The following is a 26986-nucleotide window of genomic DNA, read 5'->3' as shown; positions in this document are numbered from 1 at the left end:
CCAGGCTTTTTTCACATCTTCACGACGTCAACACCCTTGGGCGCGACGAACTGGAATTCCTTGGCCGGCAGCTGCGGATTGGCGGCAATGCCGGACAAATCCACGCGGGTGGTCTGGCCAAATGAATCCAGCAGCTCCACGCGCACCGGCAGGTTGTCCTTCATGCCGATGTCCACGCGCGAAAAGCCCGCATCGGCGGTGCGCGGCTTGGCCCGCAGCCAATCGATCCCATCCTTGGACGGCAGGGCCGAAACGTCGAACGACTGCTCCAGCGACCCCGAGCCGAACAGGATGGCGGCGGGCGAGGTGCCGATGGCGGCATCGACCTTGCGTTCGGTCACCTGGGCCAGGTCCGGATCGAACTGGAATACCTGGCGGCCATCCGAGATCACCAGTTGCTCATAGGGCTTCTGCACCGCCCACTTGAACTTGCCGGGACGCTGGAACGAGAACACACCGGTCTGGGCGGGCTGCGTGCGGCCCTGATTGTTCACCGTGTACTGCGAGAACGAGCCGGTGGCCGAGGTCACCGTGGCCACGAAAGCGCGCAGCTGCTCCTGCGCGCTGGCGGCAAACACCATGGCGGGCGCCAGGCTCAGGGCCGCCACGGCGGCCAGTCGGCGGAACATCTTCATCAAGCTTCCTCTCGGGCGGCGGCGGCTGCGGGAACCAGGATCTCGCGGTTGCCATTGGACTGCATCGCCGACACCATACCCGATTGCTCCATCTGCTCCAGTAACCGGGCCGCACGGTTGTAACCAATGCGCAGGTGGCGCTGCACCAGCGAAATGGACGCGCGGCGGTGCTTGAGCACCACTTCGCAAGCCTGGTCGTACATCGGGTCGGATTCGGCGTCGCCGCCGATGCCGGTGACGCTGCTGGCGCCTTCGCCCGCATCCCCGTCCAGGCCGCCTTCCAGCAGGCCTTCGATGTAGTTGGGTTCGCCCTGCGCCTTGAGGCTTTCCACCACGCGGTGCACTTCGTCATCGCTGCAGAACGCGCCGTGCACGCGTACCGGCAGGCCGGTGCCCGGCGGCATGTAAAGCATGTCGCCCTGGCCCAGCAGGGTTTCGGCGCCCATCTGATCCAGAATGGTGCGCGAGTCGATCTTGGACGACACCTGGAACGCGATGCGCGTCGGGATGTTGGCCTTGATCAGGCCGGTGATGACGTCGACGCTGGGACGCTGCGTGGCCAGGATGAGGTGGATGCCGGCGGCGCGCGCCTTCTGCGCCAGGCGGGCGATCAGCTCTTCGATCTTCTTGCCCACCACCATCATCAGGTCGGCGAGTTCGTCGATGACCACCACGATGGTGGGCAGCGGCGACAGCGGCTCCGGCGCGTCCGGCGTCAGCGAGAACGGATTCGGAATGGGTTCCTCACGCTTGATGGCGTCGCGGATCTTGGTGTTGTAGCCCGCCAGGTTGCGCACGCCCATCTTGCTCATCAGGCGGTAGCGCTTTTCCATTTCGCCCACGCACCAGTTCAGCGCGTTGGAGGCCTGGCGCATGTCGGTGACCACCGGCGCCAGCAGATGCGGAATGCCTTCGTAGACGCTCATTTCGAGCATCTTCGGATCGATCAGGATCAGCCGGGTGTGGGACGCGTCCGCCTTGTACAGCAGCGACAGGATCATGGCGTTGATCCCCACGGACTTGCCCGAACCGGTCGTGCCCGCCACCAGCAGGTGGGGCATCTTGGCCAGGTCGGCCACCACCGGATTGCCGGCGATGTCCTTGCCCAGCGCCATCGTCACGACGGAATGGCTGGCGTGGTAGGTCTGCGAACCCAGGATCTCGGACAGGCGCACCATCTGGCGGCGCGGGTTGGGCAGTTCCAGGCCCATCAGGTTCTTGCCCGGAATGGTTTCCACCACCCGGATGCTGACCAGGCTGAGCGCGCGCGCCAGGTCCTTGGCCAGGTTGACGATCTGGCTGCCCTTCACGCCCGTGGCGGGCTCGATTTCGTAGCGCGTGATGACCGGGCCGGCCTGCGCCGCCACCACGGTGACCGACACGCCAAAGTCGGCCAGCTTCTTTTCGATCAGGCGCGAAGTGAATTCAATGGTTTCGGCCGACACCGTTTCCTGGTTGGCCAGGGGTGGATCCAGCAGGCTGATCGCGGGCAGATCGCCTTCCGCGCCGCCCGAGGGCGCGAAGAACAGCGATTGCTGCTTTTCCTTTTCAACGCGTTCGGACTTGGGCACCACGGTAATGGCGGGTTCGATCCGCACCGGCTGCTCGTGGACCAGCTTTTCCTGCTTGGCCACGACCTGTTCGGTGCGCACGGCCTTGGCGACCTCGCCGACCTTGCGGTCTTCGCGGGCGGCGTAGGAGTCGCGCACGCGACGCACCAGGCCCTCCAGCCACGAGCCCACGCGTTCGGCGATGGACAGCCAGGAAAACGAGAAGAACAGGCTCAGGCCGATGGCCAGCATGACCAGAAAGGCCAGCGTGCTGCCAGTGAAACCGATGCTGCGGCCGATCAGGTCGGCCAGCGTCTGGCCGATCACGCCGCCGGCGCCGCTGGTGTTCTCGGAGGCGCCGGGCAGATGCGTGCCGCGGCTGGCCAGGCGCAGGGCTTCCATGCCCAGCGACCCCACCAGCAGCAGAAAGAAACCGATGCCCTCTTCCCAGTGGACGCGGGGCAACACTTCCGGCTGCTTACTATTGGTAACGCGAAGATGGCTGGCCAGGCGGCGGTAGCCCGCGCGCACCCGGTGCAGCAGCAAAATTACCCACCACCAGGCGGAAAAGCCGAACAGATAGAGCAGGATGTCCGCCAGATAGGCGCCCAGGGTCCCGCCCTTGTTGTGGATGGCGCCGGCGGGGACGGAATGCGACCAGCCAGGGTCGGCCGCATTCCAGGTGGCCAGCACCAGCGTCAGCCAGGCCGCCAGGGCGGCGAAGAGGATCCAGCGGGCTTCGCGCAGCAGGGCGGACAAGCGCGTCTGCAGGGGGGAAGGCCCGTTACGGGTATTGCGCGAGGCGCGCGGAGAAGCAGTCGAGATACGCGGCATGCGGCTCATTATAATTGGGCGTTAACCTAAAGATACCCGCCCATGTCCACGCCTACGCACGCTAAAGTTTTGATACTCGGTTCCGGCCCCGCCGGTTACACGGCGGCCGTCTATGCGGCACGCGCCAATCTGAGCCCTGTTCTTGTTACAGGTCTGGCCCAAGGCGGCCAGCTCATGACCACCACGGACGTCGACAATTGGCCGGCCGATGCCGATGGCGTGCAGGGTCCGGACCTGATGCAGCGCTTCCAGAAGCACGCCGAACGTTTCAACACCGAAATGATCTTCGACCACATTGCCAAGGTCGATGTGTCCAAGCGCCCGTTCACCCTCACGGGCGACACCGGCAAGATCTACACCTGCGACGCCCTCATCATCGCCACCGGCGCCTCGGCCAAGTACCTCGGCCTGCCGTCTGAAGAGGCCTTCATGGGCCGCGGCGTGTCCGGCTGCGCCACCTGCGACGGCTTCTTCTACCGCAACCAGGACGTCGTCGTCGTCGGCGGCGGCAATACCGCCGTGGAAGAAGCGCTGTACCTGTCGAACATCTGCCGCAAGGTCACCCTGATCCATCGCCGCGACAAGTTCCGCGCCGAGCCCATCCTGGTCGACAAGCTCATGAGCAAGGTCGAGAACGGCAACATGGAACTCAAGCTGTTCCATACCCTGGAAGAAGTGCTGGGCGACGACAGCGGCGTCACCGGCGTGCGCGTGCGCCACGTCGACACCGGCGTCACCGAAGACATGGCGGCCACCGGCGCCTTCATCGCCATCGGCCACCAGCCCAACACCGAAATCTTCCAGGGCCAACTGGAAATGAAGGACGGCTACATCGTCACCAAGAGCGGCCTGTCCGGCATGGCCACGATGACCTCGGTCCCGGGCGTGTTCGCGGCCGGCGACGTGCAGGACCACGTCTACCGCCAGGCCATCACCAGCGCCGGCACCGGCTGCATGGCCGCGCTGGACGCACAACGGTGGCTGGAGAATGCGGGGCAGTAAGGTCGGCCTGGCCGACCTGAAACGCCTGAAGAAAGACCTGCAGGCCGAGCGCGAACGCGCCGCCCTGGCCCAGCGGGTGGCGGTGCTGAAAAAAGCCGACACCGCCCCCGTGGACGACATGGCGGCGTTCAAGCGCACGATGCAGTCGGTCACGCCCATCAAGCAGGCCGCCCGGGTGGAGCACAAGCCCGTGGCACAGCCTGCGCCCGCGCTGCGCCGCGCCAACGCGCTGGGCGAAACGCCCACGCGCGCCGACGCCGGCGTCTCAGACGGCGGCGAAATCACGCATCTGCTGTCCGAAGGCGGCACCGCCTTCGTACGCAGCGACGCCGCGCCCGACACCGCGCGCAACCTGCGCCGCGGCCAATGGCGCGCAGGCGCCGAACTGGACCTGCACGGTCTGCGGGTGGAACAGGCCCGCCACGCCCTGCTATCGTTCCTGGACGAATGCCAGGAGCACGGCATCCGTTGCGTGCGCATCGTGCACGGCAAGGGCTATGGCTCACAGGGGCTGGAACCGGTGCTCAAGGACAAGGCCCGCACCTGGCTGGTGCAGAAAAACGAGGTGCTGGCGTTTTCCGAGGCGCCCGAGCGCGAAGGCGGCGCGGGCGCCCTGCTGGTGCTGCTGCGACAAGCCGAAGGAACGCGCAAATGAAGTGGCTCTATCTGGGCATAGCGATCATCGCCGAGATCTTCGCGACCAGCGCGCTCAAGGGGTCCGAAGGCTTCACCCGCCTGGCGCCGTCCATCGTGACGGTGTTCGGCTATCTGATCTCGTTCTACTTCCTGTCGCTGACCCTGCGCGAGATACCGGTGGGCATCGCCTACGCCATCTGGTCCGGCGTGGGTATCGTGCTGATATCCATCGTGGGCGCGGTGCTGTTCAAGCAGCACCTGGACACGCCCGCGCTCATCGGCATCGGCCTCATCATCGCCGGCGTGGTGGTGATGAACGTGTTCTCGAAATCCGTTTCGCATTGAAGCCCCGCGACGGGTCCACGGCGAGTTCCCGGATCCGCCGCTGGCTGGCGGCCTGGCTGTGCCTGGGCTGTCTGGGCTTGCTGCCGGCCGGCAATGCCTGGGCCCAGGAGTTCAACCGCGCGGCTGAGCTCGTGCGCTACCGCACCTGGCTGAGCGCTTTCAAGCAGGACCTGGACCAGTTGTCCGCTACGCCCGGCCCCTTGTCGCAAGCCCAGTTGGAGGCGATGTTCGCCCGCACGGTGGTGCCCGGCTCACGCGGCGCGGGATTCATCCGCCAGGCGTTCACGCAGCGCGGCGGTGAAGGCGCAAACTTTCCGAAGCCTGGCCCGCGCGCCGTGCTCATGGCCGTGCTGGACAGTGCCATCCCCGCCGGCCAGGGCGGCCTATATCCGGAAGCGGATGCTGCCCTGAACGTCGCGGAGCTGACCGTCTGGTACCTGCATGTGGATGTCGGCGACATGACCAATACCTACCTGCTGTCGGGCGAGCACTTCACGCCTTACCGACTACCTCCTCCGGGCAAGCTGGAACGCAACGCCTACCCCTTCCTGCTGATGGACACCCGCGACAACGCCTTGCGCCTGGGCGGCGTCAGCAGCGAACTCTGGGGGCTGATCGCCTACCTGCACAATGCCGCGCTTTGATTGCTCTCTGCGTCTGCTTGCGCTGACGGCACTTTCCATGGCGCCGGGGCTGGCCAGCGCGCTCTGCGAGCCACTGGCGGCGTCCGCGCAGCGCCACACCAGGGTGATGGACATTTCCCTGGACGACACGAATACCTTGCTGGCGCTGGACGGCTCGCGCATCCGGTCATGGCTGCCTGGCGTCGCCATAGACACGGACGGACGCGCCTCCCCCGCCATCTGGGCCGAACAGGTGGACTGGTCCGTCTACGCCGCCGCGCCGCACGCCCGCATCGGCGTCACGATGCTGCGCTGGGAAAGCGCCCCCGACGGCCGCCAGCATTTGTGCGGCATCGCCCGTTACAGTGCCAACGCAGTCCACGAAACCCGCGCATCGGGCAAGGCCGAGCTGCCCCCGCCAGACGCTGAAACGCGCTTCTACTATGACGCCGCCGGTCGGCTGACTGGCTACGAGGAGCGCTCGCGCGCATGGGACGGCCGCCGCAACCGGCCGGCGCGCTACTGCCTGCGCTACGACGCCCACGGCTGGCTGGCCGAGCTGGGCGCCAACGATTGCTCGGCGCGCTCCCGGCCCATGGCCCGCTACGTGCATGACGCGGCGGGCCGGCTGTTGCGCACGATTTCCTATCAAGACAGATCCGAAGACGCGTTCGAAGTCGTGACGTATGACGCTCAGGGCCGCAGGGCGCAGCGCTACTTGCGCCAGCGGACGGCGTGGGCGGACGAGCCCGCCGTTCTGGGACTGCCCTACCGCGAAAGTCCGGGCCACTATGCCGTACTAGTGTTGCCCGGTCCGGCCTGGAAAGCGCCAGCGCTGGATTCGTACAACTACGACTGGACCATCGTGCAACCCAAGCAGACCGCCGCAGGCATGGTCAGCATCTATGACGCCAAGCGGGACCCCGCCCAGGTGCTGGCAAAAGGCAAAAGCGGCGACGATGGACAGTTCCCCATGACCAGCGCGCAACGCAAACGGGTCTGGGAGGCCGCCGGCCAGACGCCTGGCGGCGTGCAATGGCTATGGGCGCCCGGCCAGACCTATACCCTGCTGCAAACGATGCCCGCGGCGGCGTGGGCTTCCTGCGTCGATCCGGAAAACCGGAAGGCCGACGCCTGCGCAGCGCCTTAGGCGCGTTCGCCCTGCGGTTTGGGTGCGCCCGGATGCCGCAGGTAGTCCACCAGCGCCAGCGTGGCCCGGTCGGGAGGCGGCGTCAGCAGGGACACCACAATGATCGTCAGGAATGCCACCGGCGCGCCGAACACGCCCGCCGCGATCGGCTGGATGCCCCACCACAGGTCCACGGGCTGGGTGCGTGAAATGCCCAGCACCCATTCGCGCAGCCACGGATGCGTGTGCGTCATGTAGGCGAACGTCGCCGCTAGCCCCGCCGCCATGCCCAGCGTCGCCCCCCATTTGTTGGCCCGGCGCCAGAACACGCCCATGACCAGCGCCGGGAAAAACGACGAAGCCGCGAAGGAAAACGCGGCCGACACCATGAACAGGATGTCCGCCGGCTTGCGCGCCGCCACCCAGGCCGCACCGAACGCCACCAGCAGCAACAGGATCTTGGACACCATCACGCGGCGCGCCGCCGACATGCGCGGCGACACCATGCGGTACCACATGTCGTGCGACAGGGAGTTGGACAGGGTCAGCAACAGGCCATCGGCGGTGGACAGCGCCGCAGCCAGCCCGCCCGCCGCCACCAGGGCCGATATGACGTAGGGCAGCCCGCCGATTTCCGGCATGGCCAGCACCACCACGTCGGCGCCCATGCTGATTTCGCTCAACTGCACGATGCCGTCGCGGTTGACGTCGGACACGTCCAGCAGATTGCTGTCGACGGCGCTCCAGGCATGCACCCAGTTGGGCAGGCTGAGAAAGCTGGACCCCACCACCTGTGTATAGACCTCGTACTTCACAAGCAGCGCCAGCGCCGGCGCCATGAAATACAGCAGCAGGATGAACAGTAGCGACCAGCACACCGATTTGCGCGCCTCGATGACTGAAGGCGTGGTGTATGAACGCATCAGGATGTGCGGCATGCCGGCGGTGCCCAGCATCAGGCATAGCACCAGCGCCAGGAAGTTGACGCGCATATTGCGCTGCTCTTCCGGATCCTTGGACGGGAACGGTTCCGCATGCGGTGTGGCGGGCGCCGCCCGCGCCTCGAAGGCGGCCTTGGCCTGCGCCCATGCGACACGCGCCTCCTCCACGCTGGGGGGATAGCCGGCCAGCTCGCGTTCGGCCGAGCGGATCTCGACCATGGGCGCATCGTTCGCCGTCAACTGCGCCAGCCGGCTGCGCAGCTTGTCCTTTTCCAGTGTCCAGGATTCTGGCAATGCCGCCATCCGGCGGCCCATTTCGTCGGCGCGCTCCTGCCAAAGCCTGCGCACCTCGATTTCGGACGGGTCGTTCTGCAGGTAGATTTCTTTTTCAGTGACCTGCTGCAGCACCACCCCGGCCGACAACTGCGGCACGGGCATGTTGGTGTGCTTGATGGACAGCCAGACCACCGGCACCAGATAGGCAATGACCAGGATGATGTACTGCCCCACCTGCGTCCAGGTGACCGCGCGCATGCCGCCCAGGAACGAACAGACCAGCATGCCGCCCAGCGCCACGAAGATGCCGAGCTCGAAGGAAATGCCGGTCATGCGCGTGGTGATGATGCCCACGCCGTAGATCTGCGCCACCAGGTAGGTGAAGGAACAGAGTATGGCGCAGGCCACGCCCGCCAGGCGCGGCATGTTGCCGCCATAGCGCGCACCCATGAAGTCGGGGATGGTGTATTGGCCGAAGCGGCGCAGATAAGGCGCCAGCAGCATCGCCACCAGTACGTAGCCGCCGGTCCAGCCCATGATGTAGGCCAGCCCACCGTAGCCCGTCAGGTAGAGCGTGCCGGCCACCCCGATGAAGGAAGCCACCGACATCCAGTCGGCGGCGGTGGCCATGCCGTTGTAGATCGCCGGCACCCGCCGGCCGGCCACGTAGTATTCCACCTGATCCGAGGTCCGGCAGACGATGCCAATACCGGCGTACAGGCTGACCGTGACCAGCAGGAATACATAGCCGATCCAGTTGCGCGGCATGCCCAGGATCTCGGCCAGCGCCATCAACAGGATCATCAACGCGAAGCCCGCCGTGTACAGCACGTAGATGCGGCGCAGCCGGACTCTGAATTGCTGGGGCGTGTCTCCGCTGAAAAACGGCATCAGCGGTGCCCTCCCGTGTCGTCGGAGCGCTCATCGGCGCGATTCATGATCCGGGCGTAGATGCCGATGATGACCAGGTAGGCCAGCGGCGCGCCATAGGCCGCCATCCAGAACGCGAACGGCCAGCCGATGAAATCGAAGTTCAGGCTGCGGGCAAAAAAAGCGGGAATGAAGGTCAGCGCGGCCCAGGCGACGAGCAACACCAGGATCAGCCACAAGTTGCGGCGCCAATAGGGAGTCGTGGCGGGTGCCGAGGATGAAAGGCGCGATTCCGACATAGCTGGGATGAGCGAACCCTGTCTGATTATCGCGAAACGCGGCGCTTGAAAAGCCTTTGCGCTTGAAATGCCGGCTTTTTATGCGACAACGGCCGGCACTACCTGGTGCCAGCCGTTGTGCGTTTTGCTTTTTTTGGGTACTGCTTTACTTTTTTTATGTACCGGTGCCGCCGGTATTTGCCCATGCAGGGCTTTGTCTCCTCACCTGCATGGGAAGAGATTCTGCACCAGATGCGGGATTGTCACACTAGGGGAATGCCCTAAGAAGGAGCATTCATTTACATATTCCATGCACCAACTTGGTGCAATTCGGTGTTCCCGTACTGAATATTGGGATTTTACGTTTCATTTACACCCCCCTCCCAAACGTATACCCCGTTTTTACCCCCCGCTCCGTAACCTGCCGATGTCCTGATTGGTCACTACGCCTGCCCGGCGCGCATCCCTATTCGCCGAGCAGGCCCGTCGTTCGAAGGGAGCGCGGCTCCCGGGAGGAAAAACGTGGATGCCTTCTATATCGCCATCTTTGCCGTCATGGCCGGGCTGACTTTCGCCCTGTTGCGGTTCTGCGAAACCTTGTCTGCGGGAGAGCAGCCATGAACTGGCTCTATTGGCTGAGCGGCCTGACGGCCGCCTTGTTGTTCGTGTACCTGCTGGTCGCGCTGTTCAAACCGGAGAAATTCTGATGACCGCCGAATTCGTCGGATTGCTGGTCGCGTACCTGGCAGTCCTGCTTGCGATCGCGCCCCTGCTCGGGCGTTACATCCGCATCGCCATGGAAAACGGGCAATCCCGGTTAACCGCCTGGGGCCGTCCAATCGAGCGCGGCATCTACCGGCTGGCGGGCATAGACCCGCAGGCCGAAATGGGCTGGAAGCGCTACGCCGTGGCGGTGCTGGCCTTCAATATCATCGGCATCGCGGCCGTCTACGCCTTGCAGCGCCTGCAGGGCATGCTGCCGCTCAATCCCGCCGGCATGGGCGCGGTGTCACCGGACTCAGCCCTGAACACCGCCATCAGCTTCGTGGCCAATACCAACTGGCAGGGCTATGGCGGCGAATCGACGATGAGCTACCTGACGCAGATGCTGGCGCTGACGGTGCAGAATTTCGTCTCGGCCGCCACCGGCATCGCCGTGCTGTTCGCGCTGATCCGCGGCCTGTCGCGCCATTGCTCGGCCACGGTGGGCAACTTCTGGACCGACATGGTGCGTAGCACGCTGTACGTGCTGCTGCCGCTGTCCCTGGTCCTGGCGCTGGCGCTGGTCAGCCAGGGGGTGATCCAGAATTTCAGCCCCTATCAGGAAGTCCAGACGATCGAGGCGGTGCATTACGAGCAGCCCCGCGTGGACGCCCAAGGCCAGCCCGTGCTGGACGCCCAGGGACAGGCCGTGACCGATCCCGCCGTCAGCAAGACCCAGACCCTGGCCATGGGTCCGGTCGCTTCGCAGGAATCGATCAAGCTGCTGGGGACCAACGGCGGCGGCTTCTTCAACGCCAACTCCGCGCATCCCTTTGAGAACCCCACGCCGCTGGCGAACTTCCTGGAGATGTTGGCCATCCTGGCCATTCCCGCCGCGCTGTGCTTCTCGTTCGGCGAAATGGTGGGCAACCGGCGCCAGGGCATCGCGATCCTGGCGGCCATGACCGTGCTGTTCGCGGTGTTTGCGCTATCCGCCGCCTACTTCGAGCAGCAGCCCAATCCGATGGCGGCCCAGGCCGGCGCCGACAGCGCGCTCAGCGCGTTCTCGCCGGGCGGCAACATGGAAGGCAAGGAAACCCGCTTCGGCATCGCCGCCACCTCGCTGTTCGCCACCGTCACCACGGCGGCGTCCTGCGGCGCAGTCAACGGCATGCACGATTCGCTCAACGCCATGGGTGGCCTGACGCCGATGCTGTTGATGCAATTGGGCGAGGTGGTCTTCGGCGGCGTGGGTTCGGGCCTGTACGGCATGCTGGCCTTCGCCATCCTGGGCGTATTCATCGCCGGACTGATGATAGGCCGCACCCCGGAATACCTGGGCAAGAAGATCGAAGCCTATGACATGAAGATGGTCTCCATCGTCATCCTGGCTACCCCGCTGCTGGTGCTGGTCGGCACGGCGCTGGCGGTCTCGGTGCCGGCCGGCCAGGCTGGCGTGCTGAATCCGGGCATCCACGGTTTCTCCGAAATCCTCTATGGCCTGACGTCGGCCGCCAACAACAACGGCAGCGCCTTCGCCGGATTGTCGGCCAACACGCCCTTCTACAACGTGCTGCTGGGCGTCGCCATGTGGTTCGGCCGCTTCGCCATCATCGTCGCCATCCTGGCGATGGCCGGCTCGCTGGCCGCCAAGCGCCGGCTGCCCGCCGGTCCCGGCAGCATGCCCACCACCGGCCCGCTGTTCGTGGTGCTGTTGATCGGCGCGGTGCTGCTGGTAGGCGCTTTGACGTACGTGCCCGCACTGGCCTTGGGCCCGGTGGCGGAACACCTGCAAATTAAAGGCTAGGAATGAAAATGGCCAAGATTGAAACTTCTACTACCGGCGCCGGCGGCGGCGCCGCCCGCGCCGCGACTGACGTTGCGCGTGAACGCCAGTTCGGCATGTGGTCGCGCGCCCTGATCGGTCCGGCGGTGCTGGACAGCCTGCGCAAGCTATCGCCCGCCGCGCAGTTGAAGAACCCCGTGATGTTCGTGGTCTACGTCGGCAGCATCCTGACCACGGTGCTGTGGGTCATGGCCCTGCGCGGCCGGGCCGAAGCGCCCGCCGGGTTCATCCTGGCGATCGCCGTGTGGCTATGGTTCACCGTGCTGTTCGCGAACTTCGCCGAAGCCCTGGCCGAAGGCCGCGGCAAGCAGCAGGCGGCCACCCTGCGCGGCCTGCGCACCACCATCGACGCCCGTCTGCTGAAGGGCTTTCGCGATGCCGACGCCAGCCTGGCTGCGCCCGGCGCCTGGCGCAACCAGGCAGTCAGCCAGCCTTCGGGCCTGCTGCGCCGGGGCGACGTAGTGCTGGTCGAAGCGGGCGACATCATCCCTGGCGACGGCCAGGTCATCGCCGGCGTGGCGTCAGTGGACGAAAGCGCCATCACCGGCGAATCCGCGCCCGTGATCCGCGAGTCCGGTGGCGACTTCTCGTCGGTCACCGGCGGCACCCGGGTGCTGTCTGACTGGATCTTCGTGCGCATCGCCGCCGACCCCGGCGAGAGCTTCCTGGACCGCATGATCACCATGGTCGAAGGCGCCAAGCGCCAGAAGACGCCCAATGAGCTCGCCCTCACCATCCTGCTGGTGGGCCTGACCGTGGTGTTCCTGCTGGTGGTCGTGACCCTGATGCCGTTCTCGATCTACGCGGTCAACGCCGCTGGCGGCGGTTCTGTGGTGACGGTCACGGTGCTGGTCGCGCTGCTGGTCTGCCTGATCCCCACCACCATCGGCGGCCTGCTGTCGGCCATCGGCGTGGCCGGCATGAGCCGCATGATGGGCGCGAACGTCATCGCGACGTCCGGCCGCGCCGTGGAAGCCGCTGGCGACGTGGACGTGCTGCTGCTGGACAAGACCGGCACCATCACCTTCGGCAACCGCCAGGCCTCGACCTTTCTGCCTGCCCCCGGCGTGTCCGCGCGCGAACTGGCCGAGGCCGCGCGCCTGGCCTCGCTGGCCGATGAAACGCCGGAAGGCCGCAGCATCGTGGCGCTGGCCGACAAGTCCATCCACGCCCCGGCCGCGCCCATGGCGCATGCCGAATTCGTGCCCTTCACCGCGCAATCGCGCATGAGCGGCGTGAACCTTAATGGCCGCATGATCCGCAAGGGCGCGGTCGACGCCGTGCAGGCCTGGCTGGCCGAGCAGGACTCTACCGTGCCGGAACAGGCCCTGCGCCTGGCCGAAGACGTGGCCCGCCGCGGCAGCACGCCGCTGATGGTCAGCGACGGTAATCGGGCGCTGGGCGTGGTCGAGCTGAAGGACATCGTCAAGCCGGACATCCAATCGCGGTTCGCGGAGCTGCGTCGCATGGGCATCAAGACCGTGATGATCACGGGCGACAACAAGCTTACGGCCGCATCCATCGCCGCCGAGGCGGGCGTGGACGACTTCCTCGCGGAAGCCACGCCCGAGGCCAAGCTCAAGCTGATCCGCGCCTACCAGGCGGAGGGCCGGCTGGTAGCGATGACGGGCGACGGCACCAACGATGCGCCTGCGCTGGCGCAGGCCGACGTGGCGGTGGCGATGAATTCGGGCACCCAGGCCGCCAAGGAGGCCGGCAATATGGTGGACCTGGATTCCAACCCCACCAAGCTGATCGAGATCGTCGAGATCGGCAAGCAGATGCTGATGACCCGCGGCGCGCTCACTACCTTCAGCGTGGCCAACGACGTGGCCAAGTACTTCGCCATCATTCCGGCCGCCTTCGCCACCGTCTATCCGCAGTTGAACGTGCTGAACATCATGGGCCTGGCCACACCGGCCTCGGCCATTCTGTCTGCCGTGATCTTCAACGCGCTGATCATCGTGGTGCTGATCCCGTTGGCGCTCAAGGGCGTGCGCTATCGCGCGCTGGGCGCGGCCGTGCTGTTGCGCCGCAATCTGCTCATCTATGGCCTGGGCGGTCTGCTGGTGCCGTTTGCCGGCATCAAGCTGGTCGACATGGTCCTGGCCGCCCTGGGCTGGGCCTGAGCCCCGAAACCGCAAGGAACCCATCATGAAAAATTCCGCCACACTGCCGCGCCAAGGCGGCATCCTGCGTCCCGCGCTGGTCGTCTTCGCCGCGCTGTCGCTGGTGACCGGCCTGGCCTATCCCTTCCTGACCACGGGCATCGCCGCCGCCGTCTTCCCGCACGAAGCGGCCGGCTCGTTGATCAAGCAAGGCGACCGCGTCGTCGGCTCCGAACTGATCGGCCAGTCGTTCAGTTCGCCTGCCTACTTCTGGGGCCGCCCGTCGGCCACCGCACCCATGCCGTACAACGGCGCCGGCTCCGGCGGTTCGAACCTGGGGCCGCGCAATCCGGCGCTGGCCGATGCCATCCAGGCGCGCATCGCTGCCCTGAAGGCGGCCGATCCGGACAACCCGGTCCCGGTGCCGGTGGACCTGGTCACCGCATCAGGCAGCGGCCTGGATCCGCACATCAGCCCGGCCGCCGCTGCCTACCAGGCGGCGCGCGTGGCGCGCGCCCGCGACCTGCCGCGCGCGCAGGTCGACGCGCTGATCCAGGCCCATACCGAGAAGCCCTGGCTGGGCGTGCTGGGCGACCCCGCGGTCAACGTGCTGACGCTGAACCTGGCGCTGGACCAATTGCGTCCAGCCCGCTGATGCCGCGGCGTATAGTATTGCCAGCCGTTCCCTCACACCTACTGCGCGTTCATGGCTGATATCGCTGGCGAGCGTCCCGACCCCGACGCGCTCTTGAAGACCCTGGACGACGCCGCGCGCCAGGCGGTGCGCGGCAAGCTGCGCGTCTACTTCGGGTCGTCGGCAGGCGTGGGCAAGACCTACGCCATGCTGGAGGCGGCGCGCGCGCAGGCCGCCCAGGGCGCCAACGTGCTGGCCGGCATCGTCGAGACCCACGGCCGGCGCGAAACCGCCACGCTGCTGGAAGGCCTGCCTGTCCTGCCGCTCAAGGACGTGCCGTACCGCGGCCACGTGCTGAAGGAATTTGATTTGGACGGCGCACTGGCCCGCCATCCCAACCTGGTGTTGGTGGACGAGCTGGCGCATTCGAACGCGCCAGGCTCGCGCCATGCCAAGCGCTGGCAGGACATCCAGGAACTCCTGACGGCGGGCATCGACGTCTGGACCACGCTGAACGTGCAGCACCTGGACAGCCTGAACGAAGCCGTGGGCAGCATCACCGGCGTGCGCGTCTGGGAAACCGTGCCGGACGAGGTCTTCGATGCGGCCGACGAAGTCATTCTGGTGGACCTGTCGGCCGACGAGCTGCTGCGCCGACTGAAGGAAGGCAAGGTCTATCTGCCGGAACAGGCCCGCCACGCCACCCGCAATTTCTTTCGCAAGGGCAACCTGATAGCGCTGCGCGAGCTGGCGCTGCGCCGCACCGCCGACCACGTCGACGACGACGTCCAGGCCTACCGCCGCGACCGCGCCATCGAACCCGTGTGGCGTACGCGCGAAGCCGTGGTCGCGTGTATCGGTCCGGACGTGGACGCCGAGTACGTCATCCGTAGCGCACACCGCCTGAGCCAGCAGCTGGAATGCGATCTGCACGTGGTCACCATCGACACACCGCGCGCGGCCCCGCCGCCCCAGGCCGAACAGGAGCGCATCCAGCGCAGCCTGGCCCTGGCGGATGCATTGGGCGCGCGCAGCGAAGTCCTGGCCGGCGGCGACATGGTCGACGCCGTGGTGCGCTATGTGCGCCGCCACAACATCACCAAGGCCATCATCGGCCGCACCCGCGCCAGCGGCCTGCAGCGCCTGCGCCTGTCGCTGTCCGCGCTGCTGACCGCGGCCATCTCGCCGGGCTGGCTGTGGCGCCGCCACAGCTTTGCCGACATGCTGGCCGCGGGCTGCCCCGAAATCGACATCATCCGCCTGGGCGCGCCGCCGCTGCCGGCCGCATCCGCGCCGGGGCGCGATCCGCTCACGCTGGGACCACGTACGCGCCAGGCCGCCGACGAGCGCAATCCGCGGCCGCTGGCGGGCTACGCCTGGGCGCTGTGCTATTGCGCCGCGGCCACCGCGCTGTCCATGCTGGCCTTCCCGGCGCTGCACCAGACCAACATCGTCATGCTGTTCCTGCTGGCGGTGGTGGCCGTTGCGCTGCGCCACGGGCGCGGACCGGCGGCGCTGGCCTCGGTCATCAGCGTAGGGCTGTTCGATTTCTTCTTCGTGCAACCGCTGGCATCCTTCGCCGTATCGGACGTGCAGTATCTGCTGACCTTCGGCGTGCTGCTGTCGGTGGGCCTGCTGATCGGCCAGTTGACGGCCGGCCTGCGCTTGCAGGCGCAGGCTTCGGTCAAGCGCGAAGCCGATGCGCGCAGCCTCTACGAATTCGCGCGCGAATTGTCGTCCGCGCTGCTGCCCGAGCAGATCGTCACCCTGGCGGGCGCCTTCGTGCATGCCACCTTCGGTTCGCGCTGCGCGCTATACATCCTGGGCATGGACGACCGCCTGAAGCTGGCGTCTCCCGCCGCGGACGACATGCCGCCGCTGGAATCCGCGCTGGCCCAATGGGTCTACGACCACGGACAGCCGGCCGGCGCAGGCACCTCCACCCTGTCCAACAGCGAACTGCTGTACCTGCCGCTGAAGGCGCCGATGCGCACCCGCGGCGTGCTGGCGCTGGCCGCTCCGCGCCGCAGCCTGTTCCTGAATCCCGACTCGCGCCGCCAGATCGAGGCCTACGCCACCCTGATCGCCATCGCGCTGGAACGCCTGCACTACGTGGAAGTGGCGCAGCAGGCGCTGGTCAGCATGGAATCCGAAAAGCTGCGCAACTCGCTGCTGGCGGCCGTGTCGCACGATCTGCGCACCCCGCTGACCAGCCTGGTCGGCATGACGGACACGCTGATGCGCCAGCAGGCGACGCTGCCGCCCGACATCCACGACACCGTCCGCGCCATGCGCGACCAGGCCCAGCGCATGCACGCGCTGGTGGTCAATCTGCTGGACATGGCGCGGCTGCAGAACCGCGACACGCCGCTGCGCCTGGAATGGCAATCCATCGAAGAACTGGTCGGCGCTTCGCTTGCCGCCATGCGCGAACCGCTGGCCGCGCACCGCGTCACCGTGGACAGCCTGTCGCATCTGCCGCTGGTGGAATGCGACGGCGTACTGATCGAACGCGTGCTCTGCAATCTGCTGGAGAACGCGGCCAAGTACACGCCTGCCGGCAGCGCCCTGCGTCTGCATGCGGACGTACACGAGGGCGAACTGCGCGTGGCGGTCAGCGACAACGGCCCGGGCGTGCCGCCGGGCGCTGAGCGCCGCATCTTCGAAAAATTCACGCGCGGCGACCGCGAGTCCGCCACCCCGGGCGTCGGCCTGGGCCTGGCCGTGTGCGAGGCCATCATCGCCGCCCACCATGGGAAAATCTGGGTCGAACACGCGCCGGGCCAGGAATCCGGCGCCCAGTTCGTCTTTACGCTGCCCCTGGGCGCGCCGCCTCCGATCCAATCCGAAACCCCTTGAACGCCGCAACGCATGTTCGATTACCAGCCTACCGTCCTGATCATTGAAGACGACGCCAACATCCGGCGCTTCGTGCGCCAGGCCCTGGAAAGCGAGGGCTGCGTCGTCCACGAAGCCGAAACCGTCAAGCGCGGCCTGATCGAAGCCGGCACCCGGCAGCCCGACGCGGTGGTGCTGGACCTGGGCCTGCCCGACGAAGACGGCATGATCCTGATCCGAGAACTGCGCGGCTGGACCGAGGTGCCGGTACTGGTGCTGTCCGCCCGCAGCGCCGAGGCCGACAAGGTCGCCGCGCTGGACGCCGGGGCCGATGACTACCTCACCAAGCCGTTCGGCGTCAGCGAACTGCTGGCGCGCCTGCGCGTGCTGCTGCGGCGGCACGCAAGAGGCGGCGCGGGCAATGCTTCCGAGATCAGCTTCGGCGACGTGCGCGTGGACTTCGCCAAACGCGTGGTGGAGCGCAGCGGCCAGCACGTGCACCTGACTGCGATGGAATACCGCCTGCTGGCGGCGCTGCTGGCGCATCGCGGCAAGGTCATGACGCACCGCGAACTGCTGCGCGAGGTGTGGGGTCCGTCGCACGTGGAAAGCAACCACTACCTGCGCATCTACATGGGCCATCTGCGCCAGAAGCTGGAAGCGGATCCCGCCCAGCCGGTTTACCTGCTCACCGAGATCGGCGTGGGCTACCGCTTCGCCGGCTGAGGCGCGCGCCCCGGACGCGCATTGACGCCGCGTTTACGCGCAACCCGCAAGTCTTGTCTCGGCCTTTACGCGCTTGCTCCTATTGTTGCGGTCCCATCCAACAGTAGGAGCAATTCCATGCCCCGCCACACCTTGGCCGCGCTCGCGCTGCTGACCCTGGCCGCCTCGCAAGCCGGCAACGCACTGGCCGCCGACGCGCCCGCCGACGCAGCGCCTGCCGCGTCCGACCTCACGTTGACGGCCAACGTCACCCTGGCCAGCCAATACCGCTATCGCGGCCTGATGCAAAGCAATAACAAGCCGGCCATCCAGGGCGGATTCGACCTGGCCCACTCCAGCGGCTTTTACCTGGGCAACTGGAACTCCAGCATCAGCTGGCTCGACGACAGCAACAGCGACGTGTCCGCGCCCGTGGAAATGGACTTCTACGGCGGCTACAAGGGCAATCTCGCGCAGGACGTGCCCGTCGACCTGGGCGTCCTGCAGTACTACTACCCTGGCGACTATCCGTCCGGCTACACCAGTCCCGACACCACCGAGCTGTATGCCGGCATCGGCTATGGACCTCTGATGTTCAAGTACTCCCTCTCCCTGACCAACCTGTTCGGCTTCGCCGACAGCAAGCACAGCCAGTACTTCGACCTGTCCGGCAACTTCGATACGGGCGTCTGGGGCCTGACCGTCAACGCGCACGTCGGCCGGCAACTGGTGCGCAACGTCGACAACGGCAACTACACGGACTGGAAGCTGGGGCTGACGAAGGACTTCGGCCGGGGCCTGTCGGTCTCGTTGGCCTATCTGGACACCAACGCGGACCGCGCCGTCTACACCAATACGCGCGGCCGCGACATGGGCCGCGCAACGGGCTTGCTGTCGCTGACCAAGACGTTCTGAGCGCCCCGGACGTTGACGCGTTTTTTACGCGCTGCGTCCGCTTTTATCGGCAGGATTTACGGCGCGCTTCCTATAGTGGAACCGTCATTAACCAACCGGATCCCCGGAACGCCGCAAGCGGCGCCTCCGGTCCCGCTACCCGCCATGATCCCCCGACTTCAAGCCTGCCTCGCCCCCATGTCCGACATCCTGCCCGCGCAGCGTACGCACGCCCGCGTCGAACGAGTCGCGCTGACCATCAGGATAGACACGCTGGACGCACTGAACGTGCGGCTGGCGCTGCATCGCGCATTGGGCGAACGCATCGGCGTCTACGTGCTGTCGGTGGATCACGTCCATGCGCAAAGCGTGCTGCAACTGCAGTGCGAACGCGGACAGCTGGATGCGCTGATGCACGCGGTGATGTCGGGCCTGCCCCGCGCCGAGTTCGGTCCGGTGCTTCCCGCATACGCGATGACGGGGCAGTAAGCCATGGACACGCCACGCAAGACCGCGTTTGAAGGCATCTGGCTGCCCATGGTCACGCCGATGCGCGGCGGCTATGTGGACCTGGACGCCGCGCAGGCGCTGGCCCGCTATTACCGCAACGCGGGTATCGCCGGCCTGGTGCTGTTTGGCTCCACCGGCGAGGGCAATCTGCTGAGCGTGCCGGAAAAGGTCGACATGATAGAAGCCATATCGAGCGATCCGCACGCGCTGCCGCTGGTGTTCGGCGCGGGCGGCGTGGACACGCGCGGCGTCGCAACCGCCATCCGGCGCCTCGACAAGTACCAGCCGGCCGGCTACCTGGTGCCGCCGCCTTACTACCTGGGCCCTTCGCAGGCCGGCATCCTGTGGCACTACCGCCAGATTGCCTGGGCCACGCAGCGGCCCATCATCCTGTACAACATCCCCAAGCGCACCGGCGTCACCATGACGGTCGAAACCATGGAAGCGCTGGCCGCGCTGCCCAACTTCAGCGCCGTCAAGGAATGCAATCCCGCGGTACTGGCGGCCTTGAACCGGCGCGGCACGCTGACGCCGCTATGCGGGGAAGATATGGCCCTGCTGGACCACTTCCTGGCCGGCGGCCTCGGCGCCATCCCGGCCGCCGCGCATGTCTATCCCGAGCGCTATGTCGAGGTCATGCAGCTGGCCCGCGACGGCCACGCGGAGGCCGCGCGCGAACTCTTCGAGCCCCTGCGCGGCCTGATCCGCCTGCTGTTTACCGAACCCAATCCTGCTCCGATCAAGCGCGCCCTCTCGATGCAGGGCCTGATCACCGATGAGCTTCGCATGCCCATGACCAGCGCCAGCCGAGAGCTTGGGCAGCGCCTGCAGCGGGCCATGAACGTGGTGCAGGGCTCGCCTAGGCGGCTGCAGACAGCCTGAAGACGGACACCGCATTCGCCAGCTCGGCCGCCTGATCGCGCAGCGCGCCAGCCGATGCGGCGAACTCTTCCACCAGCGCGGCGTTCTGCTGCGTCACGCCGTCCAGATGCGTCACGGCCTGATTGATCTGTTCGATGCCCACGCTCTGCTCGGCCGAGGCCGTGGCAATCTCCCCCATCAGCGGCGCGCTGGTGGCGGCGGACTCCAGCACGTTGCCCATCGTCGCGCTGGCCTGCTCGACGCGCTGGCTGCCACGAGCCACCGAATCCGCCGACGCTTCGATCAGCGTCTTGATCTCCTTGGCGGCGGTGGCCGAGCGCTGAGCCAGCGCGCGCACCTCGCCCGCCACCACGGCAAAGCCCCGGCCCTGTTCTCCGGCCCGCGCCGCTTCCACCGCGGCGTTCAGCGCCAGGATGTTGGTCTGGAACGCGATCTCGTCTATCAGCCGGATGATCTCGTCGATGCGCTGCGAGCTATGCGAAATCTCGCGCATGGCGTCGATGGCGTGCTGCGTTTCATCGCTACCCTGCCTGGCCAGTTGCGCTGCCTGACCGGCCAGCGCGCTGACCTCACGCACATGTTGCGCGCTCTGCTGCGCGGTCGCGGTGATCTGCTCCACGCTGGCGGCGGTCTGCTCCAGCGCGGCGGCCTGCTTCTCGGTGCGGTCCGACAGGTCCATGCTGCCCGCCGCGATCTGCCGCGAGGCCGCGGCAATGGAAGCCGTGGAATGCACAATGCTGCGCACCGCCCCGTCCAGGCGTTGCTGCATCCGCGCCAGGGCGTCGAACAGGCGGCCGATCTCGCCGCGCTGATTGCGCGGCACGCTGCCCGACAAGTCGCCATTGGCCACGCGCTCGCACACCACCACCGCCTGGTCCAGCGGGCCGAGGATATGCGTGCGGAAAAAGCGCAGCGCCGCCGCCAATAGCAACACCAGAAGGCCCAGCGTCACTCCGCCTTGCCGCCACAAAGTGCCGTAGAACGCCTGATCGACGTCATCCACGTACAGGCCCGTGAACAACAACCAGCCCCAGTCGGCGTCGTAGGTGGCATAGCTGATCTTGGGCAGCGCCCGATCCGTTCCCGGCCGCGGGAACTGGTAGCGCGTATAGCCGCCGCCCGCCTTGCCTTGGGCATAGAGGTTTTCGAAGATCGGCTGTCCGGCGCTGTCCTTGACGGCCCGGACGTTGGTGCCGACCAGCTTGGGATCGGGATGCACCAGCAGGTCGTAGCCGTCGCCGAAGGCGCCCACATAGCCGTCCTCGCCATAACGCAGTTGCGCCAATCGGCGCGCCACATTGCGCTTGGCCTCGTCCAGGGGCATGCCCTCGCGCACGCTTTGCTTGCCATTGCGCACGATGCCGGACGCCAGATCGAGGACGTGGCGCAGCTCGCTCCTGCGCTCGGCCACCATCTCAGCGCGGCGCTCCCAGGCGTCCCAGGCGCCCAGGGCCAGCACGACGGCGCCGACCGCGAACACAAACCACAACAGTTCCCTGCGCAAACTGGAATTCTTCATAGTCCTCTCATCCTTCTTCACCCAGCCAATGAAACCAATCAAGGCAAAATGTGACGGTTTATGTATGCATTCCGTCAGAATAAGGGACAGCACCAGGGTTTTCACCAAGACTGCAGAGGGCGTTTGATTTAACGCAAGGCCCATAAAAAAAACGCAAGGCGCGCTTGCCTTGCGTTTTTTCATGGAGGCGGCTTTTGAGCCGCACTGCCGATTACATGTTTTCGATCATCACCTGGCCAAAGCCCGAGCACGACACCTGGGTCGCGCCTTCCAGCAGACGCGCGAAGTCGTACGTGACCTTCTTGGACAGGATGGATTTTTCCATGCTGGAGATGATCAGGTCCGCGGCTTCGGTCCAGCCCATGTGGCGCAGCATCATTTCGGCCGACAGAATTTCGGAACCGGGGTTCACGTAGTCCTTGCCTGCGTACTTCGGCGCAGTGCCGTGGGTAGCTTCGAACATGGCCACCGAATCAGACAGGTTGGCGCCCGGGGCGATGCCGATGCCGCCCACTTGCGCGGCCAGCGCGTCCGAGATGTAGTCGCCGTTCAGGTTCAGGGTGGCGATCACGTCGTATTCGGCCGGGCGCAGCAGGATCTGCTGCAGGAACGCGTCAGCAATCACGTCCTTGACGATGACCTCGCGGCCCGTCTTCGGATTCTTGAACTTGCACCACGGGCCGCCGTCAATCAGCGTCGCGCCGAATTCCTTCTGCAGCAGCGCGTAGCCCCAATCGCGGAAGCCGCCTTCCGTGAACTTCATGATGTTGCCCTTGTGCACCAGGGTCAGCGACGTGCGGTCGTTGTCGATGACGTACTGCGCGGCCTTGCGCACCAGGCGCTCGGTGCCTTCGCGCGACACCGGCTTGATGCCGATGGACGAAGTGTTCGGGAAACGGATCTTCTTCACGCCGAGCTTGGTCTGCAGGAACTGGATCAGCTCCTTGGCCTGCTCGCTTTCGGCCATGTATTCGATGCCGGCGTAGATGTCTTCCGAGTTCTCGCGGAAGATCACCATGTTGGTCTTTTCGGGTTCGCGCACCGGCGAGGGCACGCCCTTGAAGTACGCCACCGGGCGCAGGCAGACGTACAGGTCCAGCTGCTGGCGCAGGGCCACGTTCAGCGAACGGATGCCGCCGCCCACCGGCGTGGTCAGCGGGCCCTTGATCGACACCACGTAGTCCTTGACGACGTCCAGGGTCTCGTCGGGCAGCCACACGTCGGGGCCGTAGACCTTGGTGGCCTTCTCGCCGGCATAGACTTCCATCCAGTGGATCTTGCGCTTGCCGCCATAGGCCTTCTGCACCGCCGCGTCGACGACCTTGATCATCACCGGGGTGATGTCGGCGCCCGTGCCGTCGCCCTCGATGTAGGGGACGATGGGCTGATCGGGCACATTCAGCGAGAAATCAGCGTTGACCGTGATCTTCTGGCCGCCAGCGGGAACCTTGATATGTTGGTAGGACATGAATGCTCCATTTGCTCCGAGTGGTTTTTCTGCACGCGCCGGCATCGGGAAGCGTCCGTTCCGGCGGGGAAGATCGCCCACGGGAACCGCGCACTGGATGGCCGATAGCAACCAATTCTATATCGCAAAGGGGCCAGCGGGCCTGACGGCCCGCGCGCGGCGGTAAAATAATGCATCACCAGCCCGCTTTTCAGCCCCATCAGATGTTCAATCCCTCACGCGACCAAGTCCGCGAATTCTTCATCGAAACCTGGCGCAAGCATCGCGCCTCCGAAGTGCTGACGCCGCTCGAGGCCATCGCGCTGGACTGGATCATCGAACATCCCGAATACCACGGCGACCTGGAAAACCCCGAGGCCATGACGGCCGAATACTCGGTGGAAAAGGGGCGCACCAATCCCTTTCTGCACCTGTCCATGCATCTGGCCATTGCAGAGCAGCTGTCCATCGACCATCCGCCGGGAATCCGGCAGGCCTACCAGCAGCTGGTGTCGCGCGGCGACGCGCACCAGGCCGCGCATGAAATCATGGAATGCCTGGGGCAGGTGGTGTGGGAAGCGCAGCGCCTGGGCACGCCGCTGGACAGCGACACCTATATCGACCTGATCCGCCAGCGCGCCAGCCGCTGAGCATCGCCCCCACGCTGCGCCTTCAGCTTGCTGCCCCGAGGGGGCTATTTTTCCTTGGGACGGCCCGGCGGAAAAAGAAAAGCCCTCGACCGAGGGCTTTCTTGTTTGCGGAACGGATCCGGACGGCTTACCTGCGCACGCCCAGGTCGCTCGGCTGCGCCGACAGCCATGCCGCCACGTTGGAGATGTCCTGGTCGGACAGCTGCGTCGCGAAAGCGCCCATGATGGGGTTCTTGCGCACGTTGGCCGTGGCCGCGCTGCCGGACGCGCCGCGCTTGTAGGCCTTCAGGGCGTGAACCAGGTAGTCCGCGTGCTGGCCAGCCAGCGTCGGATAGGCCGGATCCACGGCCGTCTTGGCGTCGGCGCCGTGGCAGGAAGCGCAGTTGAATTTGTCGAAGACGGCCTTGCCGGCCGCCAGGTCCTGCGCCTGGGCGGCAACGCCCGTCATGGCCAGGGTCGCGCCCGCAAGGGCAAGCATGTAGCGATTCATGTGTTTGCCCCCTTACTTGAGATTCGAGTAGTACGCGGCCAGATCGGCGATGTCCTGGTCGGACAGGCTGCCGGCAATGGCGTCCATCGTGGGATGGCTGCGCGCGCCTTTCTTGTACTCGTTGAGGGCGGTTTCGATGTACTTGGCGTTCTGTCCAGCGATCATCGGCACGTGGTACAGCTCGGGAAACGTTGCCTTGTAGCCTTCGATGCCGTGGCAACCGATGCACATGGAAACCTTGTCGCGGGCGTTCTGGACATTACCGACCACTGCTGCGTCTGCAGCAACAGACTGGCCGGCGATCGCACAGGATGCCATCGCGGCCAACACGGATACCGTGTACTTCAGAGAGGTTCGCAACTTCATTGGAATGGCTCTTCTTGGTATGGCTAAGGACTAGGGCCTGCTCACACGAAAAGGCCCTCGGCAAACACGTTGCGGGTCGAACCCAAAGCAAAACCGCCTGATTGTACGATAATTGCTCAGGATTAATACCTTTACCATGGTATTGATCACCGTCAAATCTCAGAAGCCATCAGACCATGTCCGCAGCCCAGTCCGCTACTTCCGCCTCGCCAGACCGCTTCGACGGGACCGACAACTATGTCGCCACCGATGACCTGAAACTCGCCGTCAATGCCGCCCTCACCTTGCAGCGTCCGCTGCTGATCAAGGGCGAACCCGGCACCGGCAAGACCATGCTGGCCGAGGAAGTGGCGCGTGCGCTGGGACGGCCGCTGTTGCAGTGGCACATCAAGTCGACCACCAAGGCCCATCAGGGCCTGTATGAATACGACGCGGTGTCGCGCCTGCGCGACTCGCAGCTGGGCGACGAAAAGGTCCGCGACATTCGCAACTACATCGTGCAGGGCACGCTGTGGCAGGCCTTCCAGTCGCCTGAGCCGGTGGTGCTGCTGATCGACGAGATCGACAAGGCCGACATCGAATTCCCCAACGATCTGCTGCGCGAACTGGACCGCATGGAATTCCACGTGTACGAAACGCGCGAAACCATCTCCGCGCGGCACCGTCCGCTGGTCATCATCACGTCCAACAACGAAAAGGATCTGCCCGACGCTTTCCTGCGCCGCTGCTTCTTCCACTACATCCGTTTCCCCGACCGCGAAACCATGCGCGACATCGTGGCCGTGCACTACCCGCACCTGAAGCAGGACGTGCTGCGCGCGGCGCTGGACACCTTCTTCGCGCTGCGCGACGCGCCGGGCCTGAAGAAAAAGCCGTCCACCTCCGAACTGCTGGATTGGTTGCGCCTGTTGCTGGCCGAGGGTTCGACCGCCGCCGAGATCGACGCGCACACGGCCACGGCCGTGCCGCTGATGGCCGGCGCGCTGCTCAAGAACGAGCAGGACGTGCACCTGCTGGAACGCCTGGCGGCCATGACGCGCGGCGGCCAGCGCCGCTGATCCGCCAGCAACGATCCGCCAGCAACTACCGGCAGCCCGCAAATGCTGATCGACTTCTTCTATCACCTCCGGGCGCATAAGCTGCCCGTCTCGGTCAAGGAATACCTGACCCTGGTGGACGCCCTACGCCAGGATCTCATGGCGCCCACGCTGGACGAGTTCTACTTCCTGGCGCGCGCCACGCTGGTCAAGGACGAGGCGCTTTACGACCGCTACGACAAGGCTTTCGGCGCCTACTACAAGGGCATCGCGGCCGCCCTGCCCCCAGGCAAGGAAATCCCGCTGGACTGGCTCATCAAGCAGTTCGAAAAAAGCCTGAGCCCCGAAGAAAAAGCCGCAATCGAAAAGCACGGCTGGGACAAGCTGATGGAGCTCTTCAAGGAGCGCCTGGAAGAACAGAAGGAACGCCACGCCGGCGGCAGCAAATGGATCGGCACCGGCGGCACCTCGCCTTTCGGTAACGGGGGCTACCACCCCGAAGGCATACGCGTGGGCGGCGACTCGACCGGCAACCGCAGCGCGGTCAAGGTCTGGGACATGCGCCAGTTCAAGGACTACGACGATCAGGTCGAGCTGGGCACGCGCAACTTCAAGGTGGCGCTGCGCCGCCTGCGGCGCTTCGCAAGGCAAGGCGCCGAAATGGAACTGGACCTGGACGACACCATCGCCAGCACCGCGCGCAATGCCGGCCATCTGGACCTGCGCATGGTCCCCGAACGCCACAACACCGTGAAGGTGCTGATGCTGCTGGACGTGGGCGGCAGCATGGACGACCACATCGGACGCGTCGAGGAATTGTTCTCGGCGGCGCGCAGCGAATTCCGCAACCTGGAGGTCTACTACTTCCACAACTGCCCGTACGAAAGCCTGTGGCAAAGCAACCGCCGGCGCCAGAACGAACGCTTCGACACCTGGGACGTGCTGCGCAAGTACAACCCGGATTGGCGCCTGATCATCGTCGGCGACGCCACCATGAGCCCCTACGAAATCCTGCAGCCGGGCGGCTCCGTCGAGCACTACAACAAGGAGCCCGGCGCCGAATGGATGCGCCGCCTGCTGGACGCCTGGCCCAAATCGGTCTGGTTCAATCCCGAGCCCACCGCGTCCTGGCAATACCGCCAGTCCATCGCGCTGATGCGCGACATCATGCAGGGCCGCATGTACCCGGTGACGGTCGCCGGCCTGGAACAGGCCATGCGTGTGCTATCGAAGTAGGAC

At 65.9% G+C, this 26986-nt stretch carries 25 protein-coding genes; 17 read left to right on the top strand and 8 right to left on the bottom strand.

What is annotated here, in order from left to right:
- Nucleotides 1-11: 11 nt before the first annotated feature.
- Both lolA and DXK93_RS18285 read right to left on the bottom strand, forming a co-directional pair.
- On the bottom strand, nucleotides 12-635 hold the full coding sequence (gene lolA / locus DXK93_RS18290) for an outer membrane lipoprotein chaperone LolA (protein WP_054450098.1): 624 nt from the start codon (nucleotides 633-635) through the stop codon (nucleotides 12-14).
- Nucleotides 635-3019, bottom strand: coding sequence for a DNA translocase FtsK (locus DXK93_RS18285; RefSeq protein ID WP_119450774.1), 2385 nt, complete (start codon nucleotides 3017-3019; stop codon nucleotides 635-637). The genes lolA and DXK93_RS18285 overlap by 1 nt, the downstream gene beginning before the upstream one ends.
- A gap of 42 nt (nucleotides 3020-3061) precedes the next feature.
- On the opposite strand from DXK93_RS18285, the gene trxB reads away from it, so the two are divergent.
- From trxB to DXK93_RS18260, 5 genes are read left to right on the top strand one after another with little or no spacing between them, the layout of a single operon-like run.
- Nucleotides 3062-4021 (top strand): thioredoxin-disulfide reductase, encoded by a 960-nt coding sequence (trxB, locus tag DXK93_RS18280; protein WP_054450094.1) that lies wholly within the window; start codon nucleotides 3062-3064, stop codon nucleotides 4019-4021.
- Nucleotides 4008-4676, top strand: a complete 669-nt coding sequence (locus DXK93_RS18275) for a Smr/MutS family protein (RefSeq protein ID WP_054450092.1) — start codon at nucleotides 4008-4010, stop codon at nucleotides 4674-4676. The genes trxB and DXK93_RS18275 overlap by 14 nt, the downstream gene beginning before the upstream one ends.
- The gene (locus tag DXK93_RS18270) at nucleotides 4673-5002 is read left to right on the top strand and encodes a multidrug efflux SMR transporter (RefSeq protein WP_054450090.1); all 330 of its coding nucleotides are present in this window, start codon (nucleotides 4673-4675) and stop codon (nucleotides 5000-5002) included. The genes DXK93_RS18275 and DXK93_RS18270 overlap by 4 nt, the downstream gene beginning before the upstream one ends.
- Nucleotides 4999-5646, top strand: coding sequence for a hypothetical protein (locus DXK93_RS18265; RefSeq protein ID WP_054450088.1), 648 nt, complete (start codon nucleotides 4999-5001; stop codon nucleotides 5644-5646). The genes DXK93_RS18270 and DXK93_RS18265 overlap by 4 nt, the downstream gene beginning before the upstream one ends.
- 37 nt (nucleotides 5647-5683) lie before the next feature.
- Entirely contained in the window at nucleotides 5684-6775 is a 1092-nt protein-coding gene (locus tag DXK93_RS18260) for a hypothetical protein (protein WP_225596894.1), read from the top strand.
- Here the strand turns inward: DXK93_RS18260 and DXK93_RS18255 are convergent.
- Complete coding sequence (locus DXK93_RS18255) at nucleotides 6772-8862, bottom strand: sodium:solute symporter family protein (protein WP_054450084.1); 2091 nt, start codon at nucleotides 8860-8862, stop codon at nucleotides 6772-6774. The genes DXK93_RS18260 and DXK93_RS18255 overlap by 4 nt on opposite strands.
- The gene (locus DXK93_RS18250; RefSeq protein WP_054450082.1) at nucleotides 8862-9140 is read right to left on the bottom strand and encodes a DUF4212 domain-containing protein; all 279 of its coding nucleotides are present in this window, start codon (nucleotides 9138-9140) and stop codon (nucleotides 8862-8864) included. The genes DXK93_RS18255 and DXK93_RS18250 overlap by 1 nt, the downstream gene beginning before the upstream one ends.
- A 596-nt stretch (nucleotides 9141-9736) precedes the next feature.
- Here DXK93_RS18250 and kdpF point away from each other — a divergent pair.
- The 9 genes from kdpF (at nucleotide 9737) to DXK93_RS18205 (ending at nucleotide 20238) form a co-directional block, all read left to right on the top strand.
- Complete coding sequence (gene kdpF / locus DXK93_RS18245) at nucleotides 9737-9826, top strand: K(+)-transporting ATPase subunit F (protein WP_013391886.1); 90 nt, start codon at nucleotides 9737-9739, stop codon at nucleotides 9824-9826.
- Entirely contained in the window at nucleotides 9826-11628 is a 1803-nt protein-coding gene (gene kdpA, locus DXK93_RS18240; RefSeq protein ID WP_119450773.1) for a potassium-transporting ATPase subunit KdpA, read from the top strand. Before kdpF ends, kdpA begins: the two co-directional genes overlap by 1 nt.
- A gap of 8 nt (nucleotides 11629-11636) precedes the next feature.
- Nucleotides 11637-13796, top strand: coding sequence for a potassium-transporting ATPase subunit KdpB (gene kdpB, locus DXK93_RS18235; RefSeq protein WP_054450078.1), 2160 nt, complete (start codon nucleotides 11637-11639; stop codon nucleotides 13794-13796).
- 25 nt (nucleotides 13797-13821) lie between these two features.
- The gene (gene kdpC, locus DXK93_RS18230; RefSeq protein ID WP_119450772.1) at nucleotides 13822-14430 is read left to right on the top strand and encodes a potassium-transporting ATPase subunit KdpC; all 609 of its coding nucleotides are present in this window, start codon (nucleotides 13822-13824) and stop codon (nucleotides 14428-14430) included.
- A gap of 51 nt (nucleotides 14431-14481) precedes the next feature.
- On the top strand, nucleotides 14482-17268 hold the full coding sequence (locus tag DXK93_RS18225) for a sensor histidine kinase KdpD (RefSeq protein ID WP_119450771.1): 2787 nt from the start codon (nucleotides 14482-14484) through the stop codon (nucleotides 17266-17268).
- A gap of 12 nt (nucleotides 17269-17280) precedes the next feature.
- Nucleotides 17281-17973 carry a two-component system response regulator KdpE gene (kdpE, locus tag DXK93_RS18220; protein ID WP_054450072.1) on the top strand — a complete coding sequence of 231 codons (693 nt, stop codon included), beginning with the start codon at nucleotides 17281-17283 and terminating at the stop codon, nucleotides 17971-17973.
- 117 nt (nucleotides 17974-18090) lie between these two features.
- Complete coding sequence (locus DXK93_RS18215) at nucleotides 18091-18867, top strand: TorF family putative porin (RefSeq protein ID WP_119450770.1); 777 nt, start codon at nucleotides 18091-18093, stop codon at nucleotides 18865-18867.
- A 177-nt stretch (nucleotides 18868-19044) separates the two neighbouring features.
- Nucleotides 19045-19335, top strand: a complete 291-nt coding sequence (locus DXK93_RS18210; protein WP_054450069.1) for a hypothetical protein — start codon at nucleotides 19045-19047, stop codon at nucleotides 19333-19335.
- Nucleotides 19336-19338: 3 nt separating this feature from the next.
- A complete protein-coding gene (locus tag DXK93_RS18205; protein ID WP_119450769.1) occupies nucleotides 19339-20238 on the top strand; it encodes a 4-hydroxy-tetrahydrodipicolinate synthase in 900 nt (299 codons plus the stop codon).
- On the opposite strand, the gene DXK93_RS18200 is transcribed toward DXK93_RS18205, so the two are convergent.
- A complete protein-coding gene (locus DXK93_RS18200; RefSeq protein WP_054450065.1) occupies nucleotides 20216-21757 on the bottom strand; it encodes a methyl-accepting chemotaxis protein in 1542 nt (513 codons plus the stop codon). The genes DXK93_RS18205 and DXK93_RS18200 overlap by 23 nt on opposite strands.
- A 211-nt stretch (nucleotides 21758-21968) precedes the next feature.
- Nucleotides 21969-23225 (bottom strand): NADP-dependent isocitrate dehydrogenase, encoded by a 1257-nt coding sequence (gene icd / locus DXK93_RS18195; protein ID WP_054450062.1) that lies wholly within the window; start codon nucleotides 23223-23225, stop codon nucleotides 21969-21971.
- Between the two features lie 203 nt (nucleotides 23226-23428).
- Between icd and DXK93_RS18190 the strand changes: the two genes are divergently transcribed.
- Nucleotides 23429-23854 carry a DUF1841 family protein gene (locus tag DXK93_RS18190; RefSeq protein WP_054450061.1) on the top strand — a complete coding sequence of 142 codons (426 nt, stop codon included), beginning with the start codon at nucleotides 23429-23431 and terminating at the stop codon, nucleotides 23852-23854.
- Nucleotides 23855-23981: 127 nt separating this feature from the next.
- Here DXK93_RS18190 and DXK93_RS18185 read toward each other — a convergent pair whose 3' ends face one another.
- Nucleotides 23982-24344 carry a cytochrome c gene (locus tag DXK93_RS18185; RefSeq protein WP_054450058.1) on the bottom strand — a complete coding sequence of 121 codons (363 nt, stop codon included), beginning with the start codon at nucleotides 24342-24344 and terminating at the stop codon, nucleotides 23982-23984.
- Nucleotides 24345-24356: 12 nt separating this feature from the next.
- Complete coding sequence (locus DXK93_RS18180; protein WP_013391872.1) at nucleotides 24357-24710, bottom strand: cytochrome c; 354 nt, start codon at nucleotides 24708-24710, stop codon at nucleotides 24357-24359.
- A gap of 176 nt (nucleotides 24711-24886) precedes the next feature.
- Here DXK93_RS18180 and DXK93_RS18175 point away from each other — a divergent pair, with 176 nt between their 5' ends.
- Complete coding sequence (locus DXK93_RS18175; protein ID WP_042796600.1) at nucleotides 24887-25768, top strand: MoxR family ATPase; 882 nt, start codon at nucleotides 24887-24889, stop codon at nucleotides 25766-25768.
- 42 nt (nucleotides 25769-25810) lie between these two features.
- Nucleotides 25811-26983, top strand: coding sequence for a VWA domain-containing protein (locus tag DXK93_RS18170; RefSeq protein WP_119450768.1), 1173 nt, complete (start codon nucleotides 25811-25813; stop codon nucleotides 26981-26983).
- The last annotated feature ends 3 nt before the right edge of the window (nucleotides 26984-26986 follow it).

The sequence above is a fragment of the Achromobacter sp. K91 genome, from assembly GCF_003576205.1.
GTDB classification, from domain to species: domain Bacteria; phylum Pseudomonadota; class Gammaproteobacteria; order Burkholderiales; family Burkholderiaceae_B; genus Achromobacter; species Achromobacter aegrifaciens.
Note: the sequence above shows the minus strand (reverse complement) of the source record. Positions and strands in the feature narration are given on the sequence as shown.

Coding starts and splice junctions, on each gene's coding strand:
- lolA (WP_054450098.1), bottom strand. CDS start 635: ATGAAGATGTTCCGCCGACTGGCCGCCGTGGCGGCCCTGAGCCTGGCG.
- DXK93_RS18285 (WP_119450774.1), bottom strand. CDS start 3,019: ATGCCGCGTATCTCGACTGCTTCTCCGCGCGCCTCGCGCAATACCCGT.
- trxB (WP_054450094.1), top strand. CDS start 3,062: ATGTCCACGCCTACGCACGCTAAAGTTTTGATACTCGGTTCCGGCCCC.
- DXK93_RS18275 (WP_054450092.1), top strand. CDS start 4,008: ATGCGGGGCAGTAAGGTCGGCCTGGCCGACCTGAAACGCCTGAAGAAA.
- DXK93_RS18270 (WP_054450090.1), top strand. CDS start 4,673: ATGAAGTGGCTCTATCTGGGCATAGCGATCATCGCCGAGATCTTCGCG.
- DXK93_RS18260 (WP_225596894.1), top strand. CDS start 5,684: ATGGCGCCGGGGCTGGCCAGCGCGCTCTGCGAGCCACTGGCGGCGTCC.
- DXK93_RS18255 (WP_054450084.1), bottom strand. CDS start 8,862: ATGCCGTTTTTCAGCGGAGACACGCCCCAGCAATTCAGAGTCCGGCTG.
- DXK93_RS18250 (WP_054450082.1), bottom strand. CDS start 9,140: ATGTCGGAATCGCGCCTTTCATCCTCGGCACCCGCCACGACTCCCTAT.
- kdpF (WP_013391886.1), top strand. CDS start 9,737: ATGAACTGGCTCTATTGGCTGAGCGGCCTGACGGCCGCCTTGTTGTTC.
- kdpA (WP_119450773.1), top strand. CDS start 9,826: ATGACCGCCGAATTCGTCGGATTGCTGGTCGCGTACCTGGCAGTCCTG.
- kdpB (WP_054450078.1), top strand. CDS start 11,637: ATGGCCAAGATTGAAACTTCTACTACCGGCGCCGGCGGCGGCGCCGCC.
- kdpC (WP_119450772.1), top strand. CDS start 13,822: ATGAAAAATTCCGCCACACTGCCGCGCCAAGGCGGCATCCTGCGTCCC.
- DXK93_RS18225 (WP_119450771.1), top strand. CDS start 14,482: ATGGCTGATATCGCTGGCGAGCGTCCCGACCCCGACGCGCTCTTGAAG.
- kdpE (WP_054450072.1), top strand. CDS start 17,281: ATGTTCGATTACCAGCCTACCGTCCTGATCATTGAAGACGACGCCAAC.
- DXK93_RS18215 (WP_119450770.1), top strand. CDS start 18,091: ATGCCCCGCCACACCTTGGCCGCGCTCGCGCTGCTGACCCTGGCCGCC.
- DXK93_RS18210 (WP_054450069.1), top strand. CDS start 19,045: ATGTCCGACATCCTGCCCGCGCAGCGTACGCACGCCCGCGTCGAACGA.
- DXK93_RS18205 (WP_119450769.1), top strand. CDS start 19,339: ATGGACACGCCACGCAAGACCGCGTTTGAAGGCATCTGGCTGCCCATG.
- DXK93_RS18200 (WP_054450065.1), bottom strand. CDS start 21,757: ATGAAGAATTCCAGTTTGCGCAGGGAACTGTTGTGGTTTGTGTTCGCG.
- icd (WP_054450062.1), bottom strand. CDS start 23,225: ATGTCCTACCAACATATCAAGGTTCCCGCTGGCGGCCAGAAGATCACG.
- DXK93_RS18190 (WP_054450061.1), top strand. CDS start 23,429: ATGTTCAATCCCTCACGCGACCAAGTCCGCGAATTCTTCATCGAAACC.
- DXK93_RS18185 (WP_054450058.1), bottom strand. CDS start 24,344: ATGAATCGCTACATGCTTGCCCTTGCGGGCGCGACCCTGGCCATGACG.
- DXK93_RS18180 (WP_013391872.1), bottom strand. CDS start 24,710: ATGAAGTTGCGAACCTCTCTGAAGTACACGGTATCCGTGTTGGCCGCG.
- DXK93_RS18175 (WP_042796600.1), top strand. CDS start 24,887: ATGTCCGCAGCCCAGTCCGCTACTTCCGCCTCGCCAGACCGCTTCGAC.
- DXK93_RS18170 (WP_119450768.1), top strand. CDS start 25,811: ATGCTGATCGACTTCTTCTATCACCTCCGGGCGCATAAGCTGCCCGTC.